The sequence below is a fragment of the Burkholderia diffusa genome, assembly GCF_902499115.1.
In the GTDB taxonomy this organism is placed as follows: domain Bacteria; phylum Pseudomonadota; class Gammaproteobacteria; order Burkholderiales; family Burkholderiaceae; genus Burkholderia; species Burkholderia diffusa.
The window spans coordinates 192116-212776 of record NZ_CABVPN010000010.1; the positions used below are offsets into that span (position 1 = coordinate 192116).

Consider the following 20661-nt stretch of genomic DNA (forward strand, 5'->3'; position numbering starts at 1 on the left):
GGCGCCGCGCCTCGCGATCGTGCGTCAGTCGAGCAGCGTCAGGATTTCGTCGTACAAGGCCTTCGGAATCCGCACGCCGTGCGCGATGCTGCGCGCGCGGGCGTCGAAGCGCCGTTGCGACGGCAGCCGCGCGCCTTGTCCGGTGATCGACGCGAACATCCGCTCGCCGCGTGCGAGGCCCGCGTCGAGGTCGTCGCCGAGGAACACTTTCGGGTCGAACGCGATCACGAGCTCGCCGTGGCACGGCGTCGCGCCGACGCCTTCGTCGAAGTCCATCGACTCCTGGCTCGTCATGTCGCCGATCAGCGCGCCGCCGAGCAGCTCGACCATCGCCGCGAGCGCCGAGCCCTTGTGCCCGCCGAACGTGCGCATCGCGCCCTGCAGCGCGGCCTTCGGATCGGTGGTCGGCTGGCCGTCGGGGCCGATCGCCCAGTGCGGCGGGATCGCCTTGCCCTGTTTTGCATGCAGCTCGATGTCGCCGCGCGCGATCGCGCTCGTCGCGAAATCGAATACGAACGGCACGCCGTCCGGGCGCGGCCATGCGAACGCGATCGGGTTCGTGCCGAACACCGGCTCGCGGCCGCCTTCCGGCGCGACCCAGCTGTGGCTCGGGTTCATCGCGATGCCGACGAGCCCCTCGGCGGCGATCGCCTCGACCTCGGGCCACAGCGCCGAGAAGTGGTAGCAGTGGTTGATCGCCATCGCGGCGATCCCGTGCTGCTTGGCCATCTCGACGAGCACCGGCAGGCCGGTTTCGAAGCTCAGCAGCGAGAAGCCGCGATGGGCGTCGACCGCGACGATCGACGACGATAGCCGGCGCAACGTCGGCACGGCTTGCGGGTCGACCTTGCCCTTCTTCAGCGAGCGCACGCACACGAGCAGCCGGTACACGCCGTGCGAGTGACACTCGTCGCGCTGGCCCTGCGTGATCACACGCGCGATCGCCCGCGCGTGCGCATCGGACATCCCGTGGTGCGTCAGCACCCGCAGCGCGAGCGCATGGACCTCATCGAGCGACAGGACGACTTCGGCGAGCGGCTCAGACATCGCGCGCTTCCCGCGGTGCGGGCACGCCGTCGATGCGTTGCGGCACGTTCAGCGGGTTGCCGTTGCGGATGGCGTCGGGCAGCAGCGCGTCCGGCACGTCCTGGTACGAAACGGGGCGCAGGAAACGCTCGATTGCGCGTGCGCCGACCGACGTCGTGCGCGTGTCGGACGTGGCCGGGAACGGGCCGCCGTGCACCATCGCATGACCGACCTCGACGCCCGTGCCGAAGCCGTTGACGAGAATGCGGCCGGCCTTGCGCTCGAGCGTCGGGCGCAGCGCGGCGAACAGCGCGGCGTCGCCGTCGGCGAGATGCGCGGCGATCGTCAACTGGCCTTCGAGCGATTTCAGCACGCGGTGCAGCGTGTCGGCATCGGGGCAGCGCACGATGAGCGACGCGGGGCCGAACACTTCGTCGCGCAGTTCGGGGTGGGCGATGAATGCGTCCGCCGAGGTCGCGAACAGCGCCGCGCGCGCCTGGTAGCGGCTGCCTTCCATGCCTTGCGCCAGCAGTTCGACCGCGTCGTGCGTGCTCAGCGCGGTCACGCCTTGCGCATAGCTCGCGTGGATGTGCGGCGTCAGCATCGTCTGCGCGGCGCTCGCCTGCACGGCAGTGGCCGCCGCGGCTTCGAACGCGCGCAGCGCCGGGCCGTCGACCGCGAGCACGAGGCCCGGGTTGGTGCAGAACTGGCCGGCGCCGAGGGTGAGCGATGCGACGAACTGCGGCGCGATCGCGTCGTGGCGCGCGTCGAGCGCGGCCGGGAACAGCAGCACCGGGTTGATCGAGCTCATTTCCGCATAGACCGGAATCGGCTCGTGGCGCGCGGCGGCGATGTTCATCAGCGCGACGCCGCCGCGGCGCGAGCCGGTGAAACCGACGGCCTTGACGCGCGGATCGGCGACGAGCGCCTGGCCGATTTCGCGCGACGCGTCGAACAGCAGCGAGAACACGCCGGCCGGCAGCCCGCATTCGCGCACGGCCTGCTGGATCGCGCGGCCGACAAGCTCGGACGTGCCCGGATGCGCGGAGTGCGCCTTGACGATCACCGGGCAGCCGGCGGCGAGTGCCGACGCGGTATCGCCGCCCGCGACCGAGAACGCGAGCGGGAAGTTCGACGCGCCGAATACGGCAACCGGCCCGATCGCGACGTTGCGCAGGCGCAGGTCGACGCGCGGCAGCGGCTTGCGGTCCGGGCGGGCCGGATCGATGCGCGCGTCGACGTAACCGCCGTCGCGCACGAGCGACGCGAACAGCGCGAGCTGGCCGACCGTGCGCCCGCGTTCGCCTTCGATGCGTGCGCGCGGCAGGCCCGTTTCGGTGACGCAGCGCTCGATCAGGTCGTCCCCGAGCGCCATGATGTTGCGGCCGATCGCATCGAGAAACGCGGCGCGCTGCTCGGGGCGCGTCTCGCGATACGTGTCGAAGGCTTCGTCGGCGAGCGCGCAGGCCGTCTCCAGGTCGTGCAGGCTCGCGCCGCCGAACGCGGGTTCGAGCGGTTCGCCGGTCGCGGCGGCGATCGCGTGAAGGGTGCCGTTCTGTCCGGCGATGGCCGACTGGCCGATCAGGAGCTGACCTGTGAGTTGCATGGGTTTTCCTCGGAAAATGCGGGGCCGGGCGTGGTGCACCCGGCCGGAGTGAAATGGGGAACGCGGGTGTGTCAGTCTTCGTCGTCGTCGAGCTGCAGCTTGTCGGAACGGATGCCGGTGTTGGCGCCCCAGTAATAGATGACAAGCGCGACGGCCGCGACGACGACCGTGTCGTACGGATGCGCGAGCTGGCCCGTGCCGCCGAAGCCGCCGAAGTACGACAGCACGATCATGGCCGCATAGAACGCGATCAGCCACGCGGACGAACGCACCTGCTCGGCGAGGCTCAGGTGCGCGGTCGGCACCCAGCGGCGGCACGCGAGATAGATGACGAACATGACGATCTGCAGGCCGAGCAGCCAGGACACCGTGCCCCAGCCCGACCAGTAGACGATCAGCGCGGCGATCACGAACGACGCGGGGCCGGTGATGCCGAACGCCACCGCGCGGAACGGCCGCGGCAGGCCGGGCGCGGTGCGGCGCAGCGCGGCGACCGACACGGGCGCGACCGCATAGCTCAGCACCAGCGCGGCGGACACGATGTTGATCAGCGCTTCCCACGACGGGAACGGCATGGTCCAGAAGATCGCGAGGCCGAACGTGAGCCACAGGCCCGCACGCGGGATGCCCGATGCCTCGTCGACGCGCGTGAACACCTTGAAGAACGTGCCCGTCTTCGCCCAGCCGTAGACGACGCGCGGCGTCGCGTTCATGTAGATGTTGCCGCAGCCGCTCGGCGAGATCATCGCGTCGGCGACCACCATCACCGCGAGCCAGCCCACGCCGAGCGCGAGCGCGATGTCGCGGTACGGCAGCGAGAAGGCCTTGCTCACGTCGTGCCAGCCGGCGGCCAGCATGTCGGTCGGGATGCTGCCGATGAACGCGAGCTGCAGCAGCACGTAGATCAGCGTGGACAGGAGGATCGAGAGGATCAGCGCGATCGGGATCGTGCGCTGCGGATTCCGCACTTCGCTCGCGACCGACACGATCGGCGTGAGGCCGAGATACGCGAAGATGATGCCGCCGGCCGACACGGCCATCTCGATGCCCGGCATGCCGAACGGCGCGAAACCGTGCGCGGTGAGGTTGGCGGGCTTGAAGAACGTGAACAGCACCGCGATCACCGACAGCGGCACGATGAACTTGAAAATGCTGATGATGTTGTTCGCCTTCGCGAACGTCTTCACGCTCGAATAGTTCAGATAAAAGAAGAAGCACAGGAGCGCGGCCTGCACGAGCCAGCCGATCGTCGTCGGGTCGCTCGATCCCGCCTTGGTGAGGCCCGGGAACCACGCTGCAGCATACTGGCGCGCGGCGACCACTTCGATCGCGATCAGGCTCGAGAACGCGATCAGCGTGATGAAGCCCATCAGGTAGCCGAGCAGCGGGCCGTGCGAGAACACCGGGTAGCGAACCACGCCGCCCGCACGCGGCAGCGCGGCGCCGAGCTCGCAGTAGACGATGCCGAGCAGCAGCACCGCGAAGCCGCCGAGCAGCCACGAGAAGATGCCGGCCGGGCCGGCGATCGTCGACACGTGACTCGCGGCGAACAGCCACCCCGAACCGAAGATTGCACCGAGGCCGATGAACGTCAGGTCGGTCAGCGACAGCTGCTTCTTGAACTTGCCGTGACCGCCGTCGGCGGGCACGGAGCGGGAAAGCGGGACGGACGGGTGTGTGTTGCCTTGACCTGGCATAGGTTTGTCTCCTGGGAAATATCGGGGCAGGCGTGGCTTGCGCCGCGCTCCGACGAGCCGTGGCGCAACACCTGCCGGCCGGCGTGCGACCGGTTCGAACGGCCGCCGGGGCGGGCCGGGGCCAGTTCAAGTGCGGCGCAGGCTGGCGCCGCGGCGAACGGGCCCGTGCCGGCCATGCCGGACACGGAAGTGGCGATGCGACGGGGGGAGGCCGTCGCACCGCCGGGGGGAAATCGGTCAGCGGTTCGCGCGGTTCCGTTCGGCGCGGTGCGCGGCGTCGAAAGCGATGGAAGCGCCCGGTACGAACCGGTTGCTGAGGGCGGGGAAAACTCCGGTCAGCTGGATGGCGTTTCGGCTCACTGCAATCTCCTGCTTCGTATCGGCCGACGACAGGCGCGTCGACGTGCAACCAGTATCGCCGTGCAAACACCCATCACGCTTGAGCCGTATCGCGGAGCAAAATGACGAAATCGGCACAGTGGCCGCAAGGGTCGCGAAACGCGTTCCGGACTATGCCGATTTCGTCGCCGTCCTCATCGAAAAGCCACAAGCGAATGGACGCGTGACGGAGGAAGCTATGCTCCTTTCCCCACTTCGGACGGCTCATGATGAAGCGCATCCAGATCATCGATTCGCACACGGGCGGCGAACCCACGCGGCTCGTCGTGTCCGGCTTCCCCTCGCTCGGCAACGGCACGATGGCCGAGCGCCGCGACGTGCTCGCCCGCGAGCACGATCGCTATCGCACCGCATGCATTCTCGAGCCGCGCGGCAGCGATGTGCTGGTCGGCGCGCTGCTGTGCGAACCCGTGTCGCCGGAGGCCGCGGCCGGCGTGATCTTCTTCAACAACAGCGGTTACCTCGGAATGTGCGGGCACGGCACGATCGGCGTCGTGCGCACGCTGCATCACATGGGCCGCATCGAGCCGGGCGTGCACCAGATCGAAACGCCGGTCGGCACCGTCGAGGCGACGCTGCACGATGACCTGTCGGTCAGCGTGCGCAACGTGCTCGCGTACCGCCATGCGAAGGCCGTCGACGTCGATGTGCCCGGTTACGGTCCCGTGAAGGGCGACATTGCGTGGGGCGGCAACTGGTTCTTCCTGATCAGCGATCACGGCCAGCGCGTGGCCGGCGACAACGTGGCGGCGCTGACCGCCTATTCGTCCGCGGTGCGTGCAGGGCTCGAACGCGCGGGCATCACCGGCGCGAACGGCGGCGAGATCGACCATATCGAACTGTTCGCGGACGATCCCGAGCACGACAGCCGCAGCTTCGTGCTGTGCCCGGGCCATGCGTACGACCGTTCCCCGTGCGGCACCGGCACGAGCGCGAAGCTCGCGTGCCTCGCGGCCGACGGCAAGCTCGAACCGGGCGTCGTGTGGCGGCAGGCGAGCGTGATCGGCAGCGTGTTCCAGGCGAGCTACGCGCAGGCCGACGGCGGCATCGTGCCGACGATTCGCGGCAGCGCGCACCTGAGCGCGGAAGCGACGCTGCTGATCGAGGAAGACGATCCGTTCGGCTGGGGCATCGTGTCGTGAGCGAGACCCGGACCGACGTCGTCGTGATCGGCGCCGGCATCGTCGGCGCGGCGTGTGCGCATGAGCTCGCGCAGCGCGGGCTGCGCGTGCTTGTCGTCGACGACGCGAGCGGCGGTGCGACCGGCGCCGGCATGGGGCACCTCGTCGCGATGGACGACAACGCGGCGGAGCTCGCACTGAGCCATTACTCGATCGAATTGTGGCGCGCGCTCGCTGGCGAGATGCCCGAAGGCTGCGCTTACCGCAACTGCGGCACGCTGTGGCTCGCGGCCGATGCGCACGAGATGGACCTCGCGCGCACCAAGCAGGCGACGCTCGCCGCGCACGGCGTGGCGGGCGAGCTGATCGACGCGGCGACGCTCGCGGGGCTGGAGCCGATGCTGCGCGCGGGCCTCGGCGGCGCGCTGAAGATCCCCGGCGACGCGATTCTCTATGCGCCCGTCGCCGCGAGCTGGCTGTTGCAGCGCGCGCCGGGCATCACGTTGCGGCGCGATTGCGCGGTGGCGGTCGACGGCCCGAGCGTGACGCTCGCGAGCGGCGACACGCTGCGCGCGGAGCGCGTCGTCGTCGCGAACGGCGTCGCCGCGCGCACGCTGCTGCCCGAATTGCCGCTGCGCCCGAAGAAGGGTCATCTGCTCATCACCGATCGCTACCCGGGCCAGGTGTCGCACCAGCTCGTCGAGCTCGGCTATGCGGCGAGCGCCCACGCGAGCGACGGCACGTCGGTCGCATTCAACGTCCAGCCGCGGCCTACCGGCCAACTGCTGATCGGCTCGTCGCGCCAGTTCGACACCGAGGACACGCGCGTCGAGCCGCCGGTCCTCGCGCGCATGCTGCGCCGCGCGGCCGGGTACCTGCCGGATCTGGCAGACCTGAACGGAATTCGCGCATGGACGGGCTTCCGTTCGGCGAGCCCCGACGGTCTGCCGTTGCTCGGCGAGCATCCGGCGCGGCCGGGCGTATGGCTCGCGGTCGGGCACGAAGGGCTCGGCGTGACGACCGCGCCGGGCAGTGCGCGGCTCGTCGCCGCGCTGATGACCGGCGAACGGCCGCCCATCGACATCGAACCGTATTTGCCGGGACGTTTCCTGACGACGTCCCCCGTAGCCGGAGCGCTTTCTTCATGATCATTCATCTGGACGGCCGCGCGCTGACGGTGGCCGACGGCGCGACCGTCGCGGCCGCCGTCGCGGCGAGCGGCGACGACACGACGCGCGTGTCGTGCACGGGTGCGGCGCGCGCGCCGTTTTGCGGTATGGGCATCTGCCAGGAGTGCAGGATGACGATCGACGGCCGCCGTCGTCTGGCTTGCCAGACGCTGTGCCGCGACGGGATGCGGGTGGAGCGCACGCGATGAAACAGGAACGACTCAGCGTCGACGTCGCCATCGTCGGCGCGGGCCCGGCCGGATTGTCGGCCGCGCGGGCCGCCGCACGAAGCGGCGCGACGATCGCGATCGTCGACGACAACCCGCGCGCGGGCGGGCAGATCTGGCGCCAGGCGGCGGCCGCGACGCCGGTGGCGGCCGCGGCGGAACGCCTTGCCGTGCTGCGTCAGCCGAACGTCACGCATCTGGCGGGCACGCGCATCGTCGCCGAGACGCAGCCGGGCACGCTGCTGCTGGAGGACGACGAGCGCGGGTTCCTGCTCGAATTCCGCACCCTGATCGTGTGCTGCGGCGCGCGCGAGCTGCTGCTGCCGTTCCCCGGCTGGACGCTGCCGGGCGTGACCGGCGCGGGCGGCCTGCAGGCGCTGATCAAGTACGGTCTCGACGTGCGCGGGCAGCGCACGGTGATCGCCGGCAGCGGCCCGCTGCTGCTCGCGAGCGCGGCGACGGCCCGTCAGGCCGGCGCGCAGGTGTCGCACGTGCTCGAACAGGCTGCGTGGAGCGATGTTGCCGGTTTCGGCGCGGGGTTGTGGCGCTGGCCGTCGAAACTCGCGCAGGCCGCGAAGCTCGTCACGGCCGCCTATCGGCCCGGCGCACACGTCGTCGAAGCGTTCGGCGACAAGCGGCTCGAACGCGTGCGGATCCGGCAGGGCGAGCGTGAAATCGAGGTCGACTGCGACCGGCTCGCGTGCGGTTTTGGCCTCGTGCCGAACACCGTGCTGCCGAGCCACCTCGGCTGCCGGATCGAGAACGGCGCGGTCGTGGTCGACGCGCACCAGCGCACGAGCCGCGACGGCTGTTTCGCCGCAGGCGAGTGCACGGGTGTCGGCGGCAGCGAACTGGCGATGGTCGAAGGCGAGATCGCCGGCTGCGCGGCCACCGGGCAGACGGCACCGATGGCCGGGCTGATTGCGCAGCGCGCGCGCTGGCAGGCATTCGCGGACGCGGTGCGCGAACGCTTCGCGATCCGCGAGCCGATCCGCCGGCTCGCGCAGCCCGATACGCTGCTGTGCCGATGCGAGGACGTGCGCTTCGACGCGGTCGCGCCGGCGCCGGGCTGGACGGCCGCGAAGCTGCAGACGCGCTGCGGAATGGGCGCATGCCAGGGCCGCGTGTGCGGTGCGGCCGCGCAGGCGTTGTTCGGCTGGACGCCACCGGTCCCGCGCACGCCGCTCGTGCCCGCGCGGGTCGGCACGCTGATGCTGGACGACACGGTGTCCTGCGACGGCCCCTGACGCGCCACGGTGAAACGGCCCGGTTCATGCCGGGCCGCCGCGCCGCTCATTCCACCTTCACTTTCTCCCATCCGCCCACCTGCGGCGCCGCACAGGCACGCAGGCACTCGATCGCGGCCGCCACGGCCGCGCGATTCGCGCTGTCCGGATGCCAGTACATCGACACCGCGCCCTGTCCCTCGAGCCGCATCGGCAGGATGCGGATCGCGTTCAGTTGCTCGAAGCGCCGCGCGGCACGATGCGACGCGACGCCCAGCAGGTCGGTGTTGTTCAGCAGCGTGAGGTTCAGGATCGACGAATTCGATTCGACGCAATGCGGCGGCTGCACGCGGCCGGCGGCCGTCAGCGCGACCTGCAGCGCGTTGTGCACCGGTGTGCCGGACGGCCAGACGATCCACGAGTGGGCCAGCACCTCGTCCCAGCCGACAGCGGCCGCGCCGACGAGCGGATGATCGGGCCGCGCGACGAACACCACCGGATCGACGTACAGCGCTTCGGCGTGCAGATGCGGATCGACGGACGCGGAGCCCGAGCGGCCGACGACGATGTCGAGTTCGCCGCGCGCGAGTTGCGGCATCAGCTGGTTCATCGTGCTCTCCGCGAGCCGCACCTGCGCGCGCGGCATCCGCTTCAGCAACTGCGATACCGCGAGCGGCACGGTATCGGCCGCCGCGACACCCGACGTGCCGATCGTGACCAGGCCGCTGCCGCCTTCACGCAACGCGGCCATGTCGTCACGCGCGACGTCGAGCTGCGCCTCCACGCGGCGCGCGTGCTCGATCAGCGCATTGCCGTAGGCCGTCGGCCGCAGGCCGCGCGCGTGCCGTTCGAACAGCGGCAGCCCGACGTCTTCTTCCAGTTCCTTCAGCCATTTCGACAGCGCGGGCTGGGTGGTCGCGAGCGCCGCCGCCGACTGGCTCAGGTTGCCCGTGCTGGCCAGGCTCAGCAGCACCTGGAGGTGCCGCAATCGCAGCCGGTAGGTCCAGTCCATCGCGTGCTCCGTGTCGGAAGGTATATCAAAAATAATATGGACTAGATGATTTCGCCATTTTACCGGGTATGTCTGCGTCGAATATAAATGCGCTGACGGACCGAAGCACGCGGTCCCCGACCCGACACAGCGCCGACCGCGATCGGCCGCACCAAGGAGACATCATGACCAGCCGACACCCGGATACGTCGCGCGCCGACTATTACGCACGGATCGCCGAACAGCGCCTCGCGCCGTTGTGGGAGTCGCTGCACAACCTCGTGCCGAAAGCGCCGCAGCCGGCCGCGCAGGCCGCGATCTGGAAGTACGCGCAGGTGCGCGACCTGGTGATGCAGGCCGGCGGCGTGATCAGCGCGGAAGAAGCCGTGCGCCGCGTGCTGGTGCTGGAGAACCCGGGGCTGCCCGGCAAGTCGAGCATGACGCCGAGCCTGTACGCGGGCCTGCAACTGATCCTGCCGGGCGAGATCGCGCCGAGCCACCGGCATACGCAGTCGGCGCTGCGCTTCATCATCGAGGGCAAGGGCGCGTGGACCGCGGTGAACGGCGAGCGCACGACGATGCATCCGGGCGACTTCATCATCACGCCGTCGTGGGCGTGGCACGACCACGGCAACCCGTCGGCGGAAGACGGCGGCGAGCCGGTCGTGTGGCTCGACGGGCTCGACATCCCGCTGGTCGGGAACCTCGACGCAGGCTTCGCGGAGAACTACCCGGAAGCCGAGCAGCCCGTCAGCCGCGCGGAAGGCGACAGCTTCGCGCGCTTCGGCCACAACATGGTGCCGGTGCGCCATCGCGCGAGCGATCCGACGTCGCCGGTGTTCAGCTATCCGTATGCACGCACCCGCGAGGCCCTTGACGCGGTGTACCGCAACGGCGAACTCGACGCGTGGGACGGCGTGAAGCTGCGCTACGTCAATCCCGCGACGGGCGGCTGGCCGATGCCGACGATCGCGACCTTCATGCAGTTCCTGCCGGCCGGTTTCGACGGCCGCACGTATCGCAGCACCGACGCGACGATCTACTGCGTCGTCGAAGGTAGCGGCACCGCGTACATCGGCGGCGACGCGTTCGCATTCGAGCCGCACGACATCTTCGTCGCGCCGTCATGGGCGCGGTTGCGGCTGGCGGCCTCGTCCGACAGCGTGCTGTTCAGCTATTCCGACCGGCCGGTGCTGTCCGCGCTGAACCTGTTGCGCGAAGCGCGCGACTGACGCCGCCGATTGGCCCGATTGGCCCGATTCTCCCGATATCCCCGATTCGTCCGGTGCGCCGCGAAGGCGGCGCGCGGTCCTTCCTTCATGCCTACGCTGGAGCCGTTCATGACTTATGTTTTCCCGCCCGAAGCGCCGGTGGCGCTTCCCGTCGCCGGCAGCGACGCCCGCTTCGCGGTACGCCGCGTGTACTGCGTCGGCCGCAACTACGCGGCCCATGCGCGCGAAATGGGCTTCGATCCCGATCGCGAACCGCCGTTCTTCTTTTGCAAGCCGGCCGATTCGATCGTGCCGGTTGCCTACGACGAAACGCTCGATTTGGCGTATCCGTCGCAAACGCAGAACTACCACTACGAAGCCGAACTCGTCGCGGTGATCGGCAAGGGCGGTTCCGACATTCCGCTCGAGCGCGCGCTCGAGCACGTTTGGGGTTATGCCGTCGGCCTCGACATGACGCGCCGCGACCTGCAGATGAAGATGCGCGAGATGGGCCGTCCGTGGGAAATCGGCAAGGCGTTCGACCGTTCCGCGCCGATCGGCCCCGTGCATCCGGCGAGCGAGGTCGGTCATTTCGAGCAGGCCGGCCTGTGGCTGACGGTCAACGGCGCGACGAAGCAGAAGAGCGACGTGTCGCACCTGATCTGGTCGGTCGCGGAAACGGTGGCCGACCTGTCGAAGTTCTTCCGCCTCGAACCGGGCGACGTGATCTTCACCGGCACGCCGGAAGGCGTCGGCCCGGTGGTCAAGGGCGACGTGATGAAGGTCGGCGTCGAGCGTCTCGGCGAATTGGCCGTGCGCGTGGTCTGAAGCGCGTTCTTCGATTTCCTCGAAAGGTCACATCGTGCAACTGCATAGCTTCTTCAACAGTTCGACATCCTATCGGGTACGCATCGCGCTCGCGCTGAAAGGACTGCCGTACAACACGCTGCCCGTGAACATCCGCACGGACGAGCACCGCGAGGCTGGCTACGTCGCGCGGGTGAATCCGTCGGCGTCGGTGCCGGCGCTGGTCGATGGCGATTTTCGTCTCGGCCAGTCGCTCGCGATCATCGATTACCTCGACCAGATTCATCCGGCGCCGCGGCTGATTCCGCTGGAACCGCGGCAGCGCGCACGCGTGCTGGAACTCGCGACGCTGATCGCGTGCGACATCCATCCGGTCAACAACCTGCGCGTGCTGCGCTACCTCGACAGCGAACTGCAGGTCACGCCGCAGCAGAAGCGTGCGTGGTACCGGCACTGGATCGCGGAAGGCATGGCCGGCGCCGAGCGCCTGCTCGCACGCGCGGGCACGGGCCCGTGGTGTTTCGGCGCGGCGCCGACGCTCGCCGACATCTGCCTCGTGCCGCAGGTCGCGAACGCGCTGCGGATGGATTGCGACCTGAGCGCATATCCGCGCAGCCTCGCGGTTCATGAACACGCGCGACGCGAGCCGGCGTTCGAAGCGGCGCAGCCACAGCGGCAACCGGACTACGTCGCGTAACACGAAGGAGGAGACAGACATGGGCGAGACAAACATGACAGGCCGACGCGTACTCGTGATCGGCGGCGGCATCGGCGGGCTCGCGACGGCGCTGGCGCTCGCGCGCCAGGGCATTCGCGTGAAGCTGCTCGAACAGGCCGCGCAAATCGGCGAGATCGGCGCGGGCATCCAGCTCGCCGCGAACGCGTTCAATGCGCTCGACGCGCTGGGCGTCGGCGAAGCCGCGCGCGGGCGCGCGGTGTTCACCGACCGGCTGCAACTGATGGATGCGGTCGATGCGCGGGAAGTCGCGTGCATCGATACGGGCGCTGCGTATCGCGCGCGCTTCGGCAACCCGTATGCGGTGATCCATCGCGCGGACATCCACCTGTCGATCTACGAGGCGGTCAAGGATCATCCGCTGATCGAATTCCGGACCAGCACGCAGGTGTGCGGGTTCGAGCAGGATGGCAACGGCGTGACCGTGATCGACCAGCATGGCGAGCGTTATCGCGCCGACGCGGTGATCGGCTGCGACGGCGTGAAGTCCGCGATCCGGCAGGCGCTGATCGGCGACGCGCATCGCGTGACGGGGCACGTCGTGTACCGCGCGGTCGTCGACGTCGACAACATGCCGAAGGATCTGCAGATCAATGCGCCGGTCGTGTGGGCTGGCCCGCATTGCCATCTCGTCCACTATCCGCTGCGGGGCGGACGGCAATACAACCTCGTCGTCACGTTCCACAGCCGCGAGCAGGAAACCTGGGGCGTGCGCGACGGCAGCAAGGAGGAAGTGCTGTCGTACTTCGACGGCATCCATCCGCTGCCGAAGCAGATGCTCGACCGGCCGACGTCGTGGAAGCGCTGGGCGACCGCCGATCGCGACCCGGTCGAACGCTGGAGCGCGGGCCGCGCGACGGTGCTCGGCGACGCCGCCCATCCGATGACGCAATACATTGCGCAGGGCGCGTGCCAGGCGCTCGAGGATGCGGTGACGCTCGGCGCGGCCGTCGCGCGGACCGATGGCGACTTCGAGGCCGCGTTCGCGCTGTACGAACACGTGCGGATTCCGCGCACCGCGCGCGTGCTGTATTCGGCGCGCGAGATGGGACGGATCTATCACGCGAAGGGCGTCGAGCGGCAGGTGCGCAACGCGCTGTGGGTCGGACGCACGCAGGCGCAGTTCTACGACGCGCTCGACTGGCTGCACGGCTGGCGTGCGGAGGATTGCCTGAAGACCGTCGCCTGACGCGCTTCAGCCCGGATCCGGCGGCGCGCGTTCCAACGACATCGCGCGCGACCGCCTTCATGGAGGAGACATCATCATGGCCGATACGCTGTCCATCGACGTCAGCGAATGGATCGACCGGCATCGCGTTGCGCCGTTTCAGGTCGCGATCGTCGTGCTGTGCTTCCTGATCGTCGCGATCGACGGTTTCGACACGGCATCGATCGGATTCATCGCTCCGGTCATTCGCGCGGAATGGGGGCTGTCGCCCGCGCAGCTCGCGCCCGTATTCGGCGCGGGGCTCGCCGGGCTGATGGCCGGCGCGCTCGTGTTCGGGCCGTTCGGTGACCGGTTCGGCCGCAAGCGCCTGCTGCTCGCCTGTGTCGCGTGCTTCGGCATCGCGAGTGCGGCGTCGGCAAGTGCGGGCGGCTTGAACGAACTGATCGCGTGGCGCTTCGTGACGGGCCTCGGGCTCGGCGGCGCGATGCCGAACGCGATCACGCTGACGTCCGAGTATTGCCCCGCGCGGCGGCGCTCGCTGCTCGTCACGACGATGTTCTGCGGCTTCACGATCGGCTCGGCGCTCGGCGGGCTCGCGGCCGCGTCGCTGATCGAACGAGACGGCTGGCGCGCGGTGCTCGTCGTCGGCGGTGCCGCGCCGCTGCTGCTCCTGCCGGTGCTCGCGTGGCGACTGCCGGAATCGGTGCGCTACCTCGTCAACACCGGCGCGTCGCGCGAGCGAATCGCGGCGATGCTCGCGTGCATCGCACCGGCCCCGCAACTCGTGCACGCGTCGTTCATCGTGCCGCGCGGCAAGCCGGCCGGGTCGCCGCTCGGCCGCCTGTTCGCCGCCGACCTGCTGCGCGGCACGCTGCTGCTGTGGCTGACGTTCTTCATGAGCCTGCTCGTCATCTACCTGCTGTCGAGCTGGCTGCCCACGTTGTTGCGCACGACCGGCGCGACGCTGCAGACGGCCGCGCGCGTGACCGCGATGTTCCAGGTCGGCGGCACGCTCGGCGCGATCGTGCTCGGCTGGCTGATGGACCGCTTCGATCCGCATCGCGTGCTCGCGTGCAGCTATGCGGCGGCGGGCGTGTTCGTCGCGGCGATCGGGGTGCTGGCCGCGTCGCCGGCGGGCGCGGCACTGGCCGTGTTCGCGGCCGGCTTCTGCGTGTCGGGCTCGCAGGTCGGCGCGAATGCGCTGTCGGCCGCGTTCTATCCGATCGAATGCCGGACCACGGGCGTGAGCTGGGCGAACGGAATCGGCCGCGGCGGATCCGTCGTCGGCTCGATGGCGGGCGGCGCGATGCTCGCGATGGGGCTGCCGCTGCCGACCGCGTTCGCAATCGTCGCGGTGCCGTGCGTGATCGCCGGGATCGCAATGCTGGTGCTTGGCGCGGTCCGGGCTGGCGCGAAGCGCGCGGCGGCAGCCGAGGCAATTGCCGGCGAGCAGGCATAGTGGAGGCAGGGGGGGGGCGGCCATTGCCGATGGCGCCGTCCTCTGACGGCACCGAACGAAAGCACGAATCTACATTATATAAATGTATATAATGTAGATTCGTTAATCGTATTCCGTCACCCTCATGAATGCCGACCCTTCCACCGGGCTGCCCCAGCCCGACCAGATGCGCGCCGCCGCCGAATCGGCATGCGCGTTGCTCAAGGTGCTGTCCAATCCCGACCGGTTGCTGCTGCTGTGCGAGCTGTCGCAGGGCGAACGCTGCGTGAGCGATCTCGAGGCGCGGCTGGATATCCGCCAGCCGACGCTGTCGCAGCAGCTCGGCGTGTTGCGAGACAACGCATTGGTCCGCACGCGCCGCGAAGGCAAGAACATCCACTATTCGCTCGACAGCCCGGCCGTGATCGCGGTGATGGGCGTGCTGTACGAACAGTTCTGCGGCACGGCCGCGAAGGGGGCGCGCCATGCAGCTTGATGTGCTTCATTTCACGCCGTGGCTGTCGCTTGCAGGTGGTGTGCTGATCGGGCTTGCGGCGGCGTGGCTCGTTGCGTTCAACGGGCGGATCGCCGGGATCAGCGGCATCGTCGGCGGCTTGTTCACGGCCGGTGCAGCTGAGCGCGACTGGCGTGCCGCATTCGTCGCCGGGCTGATCGCCGCGCCGCTGATGATGCGTATCGCCGGTGTCGCCGCGGCGCCGCAGGTCGATGCGGGCTGGGGCGAGTTGCTGACGGCCGGCCTGCTGGTCGGGATCGGTACGCGCTATGCGGGCGGATGCACGAGCGGTCACGGCGTCTGCGGGCTGTCGCGTGGTGCGGCGCGATCGATCGTCGCGACGGCGGTGTTCATGGTCGCGGGGTTTGCGACCGTATTCGTGCGACGGCACGTGATCGGAGGCTGACATGCAGGCAGGATTCGCGTTTCTGGCGGGGCTGCTGTTCGGCGCCGGGCTCATCGTGTCGGGGATGGCCAATCCGCAGAAAGTGCTCGGCTTTCTCGACCTGGCAGGCCGCTGGGATCCGTCGCTCGCGTTCGTGATGGCCGGCGCGATCGGCGTTGCCGTGTTCGCGTTCGCTTGGGCGAAGCGCCGGACGCGGTCGTTGCTCGGCCTGCCGATCCAGTGGCCGACCGTGCGGACGATTACCGTGCGCCTCGTCGCAGGGAGTGCCGTGTTCGGCATCGGCTGGGGGCTTGCCGGGTTCTGCCCGGGGCCGGCAATCGTGTCGATCGGACTCGGGTCGGTCAAGGGCATCGCGTTCGTCGTCGCGATGTTGATCGGGATGGCGTTGTTCGAGTGGATCGAGCGCACGCGGAAGGGGCGGTAGCTGGGTGGGGTTGCTGCGGGCGAAGTTGTCGGCTCGGTCGAGTCGACCCGGCGCGGCGACGGCGCCGGGACAAGTTCACGCTCGTTGCCGGGGGGGCGACACGGCGATCACATGACGATATCGGCGATGGTGCGAGCCGCCGCGTCAGGGTTGCTCGCGCACTTGCCGCTCGCCGAGTAGCTGCCTGGACACCCGGTGCAGCCATGCGCGCCACACCGAGAACCCGCCGGACCGAGCCTCGGGTTCCGCGACGGTTGCGGCGACCGGCCCGACACCGGCTGCGGACAATGCCACGTGACCGGCTGTCTCGATCGTCAGGCATTCGCCTTCGTCGAGCACGCGGCGAACGTAATGCGGCGTATCGGGTAACCAGTCGAGCCCGCCGTGACGCAACGTGACCGCGAGCGCGCCGTCGATCACGATGACCTGGCTGTCCTTGTCGAACCACGCAAAGTGGCTTTGCCCGGCGTCGAGCCGGATCTCTTGCGTCCGCATGGCGAGTCCTTTTCCTGGTTGCGCGGCCCGGCGACGGCGGGGCGACAGCGTGCAATCAGGTTAAGGAAACGCGTGCCGGCAGGACAGATTCAGGGGACGGGAATCTGTTACGGTGCAGGCGACGATCTTGATCCTCTGTATCGGTCTGTTTCCCCTGAATCTGTATCTGGCGTGTGCTGGGGCGCGCGGGCACGATGACCCGCATGACGCTCATCACAGACTCGTTCCGAACACCGTTGCCGATGGCCGGCGAGCCGCTTTACGAACGACTCGCCGAGCATTACCGCCGCATCATCGCGGCGGGTACCTTGTCGCCCGGCGACCGGATGCCGTCCGTACGCGCATTCATGGCACAGCACGGCGTGAGCCTGTCGACCGCGATCCAGGCATTTCGGCGGCTCGAGGATACAGGCTGGTGCGAAGCCCGGCCGCGCTCGGGCTATTTCGTGCGGCGGCGCGCGGCCGCCGTGCTCGATACGCTGCCGGAAAGCGACGGGTCGCCGCTGAGCGTCGAGCCGCCCTTCGCGGGACTGCATGAACGCGTGTCGCGCGTGATCGATCGCGCGAATGCGATGCCCGATGCGCTGAATCTCGGCGGCGCGTCCGCGCTGGCGACGCTGTATCCGGCCGAGCGTCTGCAGACGCTGGCGATCCGGTTGCTGCGGCGCAAGCCGACGCTGCTGACCGACGCGGGGCCGGTTGGCGGGTCGCCCGAATTCCGGCAGACGATGGCAAAGCGCGCGCTGTCGTACGGCGTGGCCGTGTCGCCGGACGACGTGATGTCGACGAGCGGCGGCGTCGATGCCGTGAATCTCGCGCTGCGCGCGGTGGCACGCGCCGGCGACACGATCGCGATCGAATCGCCGGCCTTTTTCGGCTTGATCCAGCTGCTCGAAAGCCTCGGCCTGCGTGCGCTCGAGATCCCGGCCAGCCCGACGACCGGACTCTCGATCGAAGCGCTCGACGTGGCGCTGACCGCGTACCCGGACATTCGGGCCGTGGTCGTCGTGCCGAATCTGCAGAACCCGCTCGGCAGTGTGATGCCCGACGAACGCAAGGCCGCGCTGGTCGCGCTGTGCTCGCGCCGCGGGGTGGCCGTGATCGAGGACGAGCCTTATCGCGAGCTCGTGGAAGCGCCGCAGGTGGTGAAGCCCGTGAAGGCATGGGACCGTGACGGCACGGTGATCTATTGCCCGTCGTTCAACAAGGTGCTGGCGCCCGGGATGCGGCTCGGCTGGATGAGCGCGGGCCGCTGGCACGCGCGCGTGAAGATGCTCAAGTTCGCGCACAGCCGGCACAACGCCGCGTTGCTGCAGGCCGTCGCGGCCGAATTCGTCGGCTCGGGTGCGTTCGATCGCCACCTGCACCGGTTTCGCGAGCAACTGCGCGTGCAGCGCGATGTGACGATCGATGCGATCGCGCGCCATTTTCCGGTCGGCACGCGGATGAACCGGCCGCCCGGCGGCATGCTGCTGTGGATCGCGTTGCCGGACGGCGTGCGTTCCGAAGCATTGTTCGATGCGGCGCTGGCACGCGGGGTAAGGATCGCGCCAGGCGCGATCTTTTCGAACTCCGACCGCTTTGACGCGTATATCCGGCTTGCCTGCACGCGGGTGTTCGACACGGCACACGAAGCGGCGATCGAAACGCTCGGCCAGCTGATACGCGACGCGGCGGCCGCCGCGTAAGCGGGACAGGTGTGGAGCGGGCCCGCGCGTTGGCTACCGGGCTGGGCGGTCGTGACGGGGGCACGCGCCGGCCGATCCGGCACGCCGCGTTCACCCTGAACGGCCGCCGCACGGCGACGCGCCGACGATACGATTTCGGCGATTTCATCGGCTGACCGCATGCGCGGCGAGGTGCTGGCGGATCAGCGACAGGTAGCGATCGCCGACCGAGAAGTCGCGTGCGGCACGCGGCCGTTCCGCCTGGCGCAGCGTGGCCGGCGCGCTCATGCCCAGGTACCGGCATACCGCCGACGGGAAAGGCTTGCGTGTATGCCCGAGCTGGCGCGCCGCGCGCTCGACGCGGGCGTCGCCAACCTGCGCACGCAGCCATGCCAGCACTTGGCGATCGGTGTCGTTGACGATACGGACCAGATGTTCCACTTTAAACAGGGACCCTTGTTGCATAAGGCTCTCCGGGGTGTTTTCGTCGATATGTCAGGTCTGGCTACCACTGTAGCTACCATGAAAGGCCGCTCTGGACCTGGAGCCACCAACCAGTGGTGTCGACGGTAGCGCCGAGCTTCGTGCTGCCGCCTCAAATACTGGTTGGTTATACAGCTGGTTATCCATACAGTATTTTGGGCAAAGCGGGTTGTCAAGCGCAATGTCGAGCTATGAGTGGGCTCAGGGGGAGATGAGGCGGGAGGGCGGCGCTCGGGTCCGAGCGCCAGAGGGGAGAGTTAAGCTGCGTCCGTGCCGGCCATGATCGCGTCGACGCTTTCGGCGGTGATACCGCTGAAGCGCTCCCCGATCTTGACCAGTTTCAGCTTCCCCTTGTCGACGAGGCCGTAGACGGTGGTTCGGGAGATGCCGAGCATATCCATGACCGCCTTGATGCGATACAGCTTCTTCGACGTGGTGGTTTCCACGTTCGCCCTAGTGTGGTGGTGGCCTGAGCGCGTGTGGTATGGAGCGCTCTGGCACGTCGCAACACGATCTAGGTGACTATCGTATAGTCGTCGGCGTCAGCCGAAGAGGCCCAACGAAGGTACTGCGTAGGTAGCGAGATAGAGCAACACGACGAATAGCGTCACAACGGCAAATACGGTGCCCCATCTCCGATTCGACCATCGCTTATAGGCGACTGCGTTCAACGCGCAGAACACGATGGCAGGCCACAGTAGCAGTCCTAGCGTCGTCAGGAAAAAGGCGGCATGAGAGCCACAATGCTCCAGGTCGTTACAGCCGGTTGAATGTGAGGGAGGCGTTGGCCAGTGCATGTGGCTGAATGTGTAGCCTGACACCCATGTGACCAGCAAGCCCCACACGAACCCCAACGTCGCAAGCCCGATACGCTTCATTTCACTTCCCAAAAAAGGATTTCTTTCGAGTTGGCTAGATCGGAGAACGCGTTGTCTCGTCGACCGCGAAGCCAGGACAACGGATTGGGCATTGATGACATGCCAACGCGGAACCGTAGAAACGACGCCCAGTTGGGCGTCAGCGTGTCCTTGTTCCACAAGTCGATGTGACCGCCGCTAAGGTTATCGGAAGAATCACCGTCTTGTCGCCAGTAACCAAAGAAGTAAATGATCCCCGTTCGGCCTTTCACTTTGCTCTGCCAATCTGCGCCAGTAATGTTCTCCGGTTTGCCGAGTCCTAACAAAGGTTGCAGTTTCAACCACTCTGCAAGCTCATAAGCACGGGTTGCCGTAGGCTTGTCATTAAGCATGAGACGGCCCAACACTTTCTTTCCAGGCATGGGCTTTACGACCTTCTGCGAAAACGACTTCATATCGCTTCCTATGTTGTGAAAGGTCACGCTCATGCGGATGGCACACTGGTTCTCATACTGACCTGTCTTATCGTCGTATGGATCTTTGCTCGGGTAGGCGTTCCAAAGCTCTCGAAACGTAATTGACTTCAATTGAGTTGGCTTGACCGAGTCACGCGTACTGTTCGAGCGTACCTTCAGCGGTTTGTTAGGCATGTTAAGCCGCATTCTGCTTGGCGATTGCGTCGTCACCCCAGTAGACCGTATAGTCGTCGGCGCTGTGGCCCGTATGGACGCGCGGTAACATGCCGCTTGCGTCGAGACGTCCTTGGAACACACGACCATCCGTTGTCTCGATGTAGTAGGGGTAGCCTGCCGGACCATCAGCCGTCGCCTTTACTTGTTCGTCGTACGGCTCGACCAAGTTGGACGCAATAGCGTCAGCAGCGGCGAAACCAGAAGAGGTGTGCTGACCGCTACCACCTAGTGTCCTGTTCCGTTGTTAACTGGTCTATGTTCACGTAGCATGTTGACGTCAACGGAACGGGAGACGTCAGCA

The 20661-nt window shown here is 68.1% G+C and carries 22 protein-coding genes; 13 read left to right on the forward strand and 9 right to left on the reverse strand.

Features of this window, described 5'->3' with window-relative positions; translation table 11 throughout:
• Positions 1 to 24 precede the first annotated feature (24 nt).
• From BTE28158_RS12385 to BTE28158_RS32785, 4 genes are all read right to left on the reverse strand, one after another.
• Complete coding sequence (locus BTE28158_RS12385; protein ID WP_151051756.1) at positions 25 to 1047, reverse strand: Ldh family oxidoreductase; 1023 nt, start codon at positions 1045 to 1047, stop codon at positions 25 to 27.
• Entirely contained in the window at positions 1040 to 2632 is a 1593-nt protein-coding gene (locus BTE28158_RS12390; RefSeq protein ID WP_151051758.1) for an aldehyde dehydrogenase (NADP(+)), read from the reverse strand. The genes BTE28158_RS12385 and BTE28158_RS12390 overlap by 8 nt, the downstream gene beginning before the upstream one ends.
• A 71-nt stretch (positions 2633 to 2703) precedes the next feature.
• Entirely contained in the window at positions 2704 to 4329 is a 1626-nt protein-coding gene (locus tag BTE28158_RS12395) for an APC family permease (protein WP_059607834.1), read from the reverse strand.
• A 237-nt stretch (positions 4330 to 4566) separates the two neighbouring features.
• Positions 4567 to 4689, reverse strand: coding sequence for a hypothetical protein (locus tag BTE28158_RS32785; protein ID WP_257792068.1), 123 nt, complete (start codon positions 4687 to 4689; stop codon positions 4567 to 4569).
• 248 nt (positions 4690 to 4937) lie between these two features.
• Here BTE28158_RS32785 and BTE28158_RS12400 point away from each other — a divergent pair, with 248 nt between their 5' ends.
• The 4 genes from BTE28158_RS12400 to BTE28158_RS12415 are packed head-to-tail and all read left to right on the forward strand — an operon-like array spanning position 4938 to position 8492.
• Positions 4938 to 5870: a 4-hydroxyproline epimerase gene (locus BTE28158_RS12400; protein ID WP_059607857.1), complete on the forward strand. Its 933-nt coding sequence runs from the start codon at positions 4938 to 4940 to the stop codon at positions 5868 to 5870.
• Positions 5867 to 6997: an NAD(P)/FAD-dependent oxidoreductase gene (locus BTE28158_RS12405; protein ID WP_151051760.1), complete on the forward strand. Its 1131-nt coding sequence runs from the start codon at positions 5867 to 5869 to the stop codon at positions 6995 to 6997. The genes BTE28158_RS12400 and BTE28158_RS12405 overlap by 4 nt, the downstream gene beginning before the upstream one ends.
• Complete coding sequence (locus BTE28158_RS12410) at positions 6994 to 7227, forward strand: 2Fe-2S iron-sulfur cluster-binding protein (RefSeq protein WP_011658575.1); 234 nt, start codon at positions 6994 to 6996, stop codon at positions 7225 to 7227. The genes BTE28158_RS12405 and BTE28158_RS12410 overlap by 4 nt, the downstream gene beginning before the upstream one ends.
• Complete coding sequence (locus BTE28158_RS12415; RefSeq protein WP_174919900.1) at positions 7224 to 8492, forward strand: NAD(P)/FAD-dependent oxidoreductase; 1269 nt, start codon at positions 7224 to 7226, stop codon at positions 8490 to 8492. The genes BTE28158_RS12410 and BTE28158_RS12415 overlap by 4 nt, the downstream gene beginning before the upstream one ends.
• Positions 8493 to 8538: 46 nt before the next feature.
• On the opposite strand, the gene BTE28158_RS12420 is transcribed toward BTE28158_RS12415, so the two are convergent.
• A complete protein-coding gene (locus BTE28158_RS12420) occupies positions 8539 to 9483 on the reverse strand; it encodes a LysR family transcriptional regulator (RefSeq protein ID WP_151051351.1) in 945 nt (314 codons plus the stop codon).
• Between the two features lie 164 nt (positions 9484 to 9647).
• Here BTE28158_RS12420 and gtdA point away from each other — a divergent pair, with 164 nt between their 5' ends.
• The 8 genes from gtdA (at position 9648) to BTE28158_RS12460 (ending at position 16166) form a co-directional block, all read left to right on the forward strand.
• Positions 9648 to 10694: a gentisate 1,2-dioxygenase gene (gene gtdA / locus BTE28158_RS12425; protein WP_151051349.1), complete on the forward strand. Its 1047-nt coding sequence runs from the start codon at positions 9648 to 9650 to the stop codon at positions 10692 to 10694.
• Between the two features lie 108 nt (positions 10695 to 10802).
• Complete coding sequence (locus BTE28158_RS12430) at positions 10803 to 11501, forward strand: fumarylacetoacetate hydrolase family protein (RefSeq protein ID WP_059607841.1); 699 nt, start codon at positions 10803 to 10805, stop codon at positions 11499 to 11501.
• 34 nt (positions 11502 to 11535) lie between these two features.
• Positions 11536 to 12177, forward strand: coding sequence for a maleylacetoacetate isomerase (gene maiA, locus BTE28158_RS12435; RefSeq protein ID WP_151051347.1), 642 nt, complete (start codon positions 11536 to 11538; stop codon positions 12175 to 12177).
• A gap of 19 nt (positions 12178 to 12196) precedes the next feature.
• On the forward strand, positions 12197 to 13405 hold the full coding sequence (locus BTE28158_RS12440) for a 3-hydroxybenzoate 6-monooxygenase (RefSeq protein ID WP_124628720.1): 1209 nt from the start codon (positions 12197 to 12199) through the stop codon (positions 13403 to 13405).
• A gap of 76 nt (positions 13406 to 13481) precedes the next feature.
• Positions 13482 to 14843 carry an MFS transporter gene (locus tag BTE28158_RS12445; protein WP_151051345.1) on the forward strand — a complete coding sequence of 454 codons (1362 nt, stop codon included), beginning with the start codon at positions 13482 to 13484 and terminating at the stop codon, positions 14841 to 14843.
• Positions 14844 to 14967: 124 nt separating this feature from the next.
• The gene (locus BTE28158_RS12450) at positions 14968 to 15318 is read left to right on the forward strand and encodes an ArsR/SmtB family transcription factor (RefSeq protein WP_124628716.1); all 351 of its coding nucleotides are present in this window, start codon (positions 14968 to 14970) and stop codon (positions 15316 to 15318) included.
• Complete coding sequence (locus BTE28158_RS12455) at positions 15308 to 15742, forward strand: YeeE/YedE family protein (RefSeq protein ID WP_151051343.1); 435 nt, start codon at positions 15308 to 15310, stop codon at positions 15740 to 15742. Before BTE28158_RS12450 ends, BTE28158_RS12455 begins: the two co-directional genes overlap by 11 nt.
• A 1-nt stretch (position 15743) precedes the next feature.
• Positions 15744 to 16166, forward strand: coding sequence for a DUF6691 family protein (locus BTE28158_RS12460; protein WP_059607847.1), 423 nt, complete (start codon positions 15744 to 15746; stop codon positions 16164 to 16166).
• Between the two features lie 144 nt (positions 16167 to 16310).
• Here the strand turns inward: BTE28158_RS12460 and BTE28158_RS12465 are convergent, their stop codons facing one another.
• Positions 16311 to 16661 (reverse strand): hypothetical protein, encoded by a 351-nt coding sequence (locus BTE28158_RS12465; protein ID WP_151051341.1) that lies wholly within the window; start codon positions 16659 to 16661, stop codon positions 16311 to 16313.
• A 194-nt stretch (positions 16662 to 16855) separates the two neighbouring features.
• Between BTE28158_RS12465 and BTE28158_RS12470 the strand changes: the two genes are divergently transcribed.
• Entirely contained in the window at positions 16856 to 18349 is a 1494-nt protein-coding gene (locus BTE28158_RS12470; RefSeq protein ID WP_151051339.1) for an aminotransferase-like domain-containing protein, read from the forward strand.
• A gap of 144 nt (positions 18350 to 18493) precedes the next feature.
• Here the strand turns inward: BTE28158_RS12470 and BTE28158_RS12475 are convergent, their stop codons facing one another.
• The 3 genes from BTE28158_RS12475 to BTE28158_RS12485 form a co-directional block, all read right to left on the reverse strand.
• Positions 18494 to 18769 (reverse strand): CppA family protein, encoded by a 276-nt coding sequence (locus tag BTE28158_RS12475; RefSeq protein WP_057928306.1) that lies wholly within the window; start codon positions 18767 to 18769, stop codon positions 18494 to 18496.
• Positions 18770 to 19068: 299 nt separating this feature from the next.
• A complete protein-coding gene (locus tag BTE28158_RS12480) occupies positions 19069 to 19257 on the reverse strand; it encodes a helix-turn-helix transcriptional regulator (RefSeq protein ID WP_151051337.1) in 189 nt (62 codons plus the stop codon).
• A 428-nt stretch (positions 19258 to 19685) separates the two neighbouring features.
• Positions 19686 to 20318, reverse strand: coding sequence for a type VI secretion system amidase effector protein Tae4 (locus BTE28158_RS12485; protein ID WP_151051333.1), 633 nt, complete (start codon positions 20316 to 20318; stop codon positions 19686 to 19688).
• Positions 20319 to 20661 lie beyond the last annotated feature (343 nt).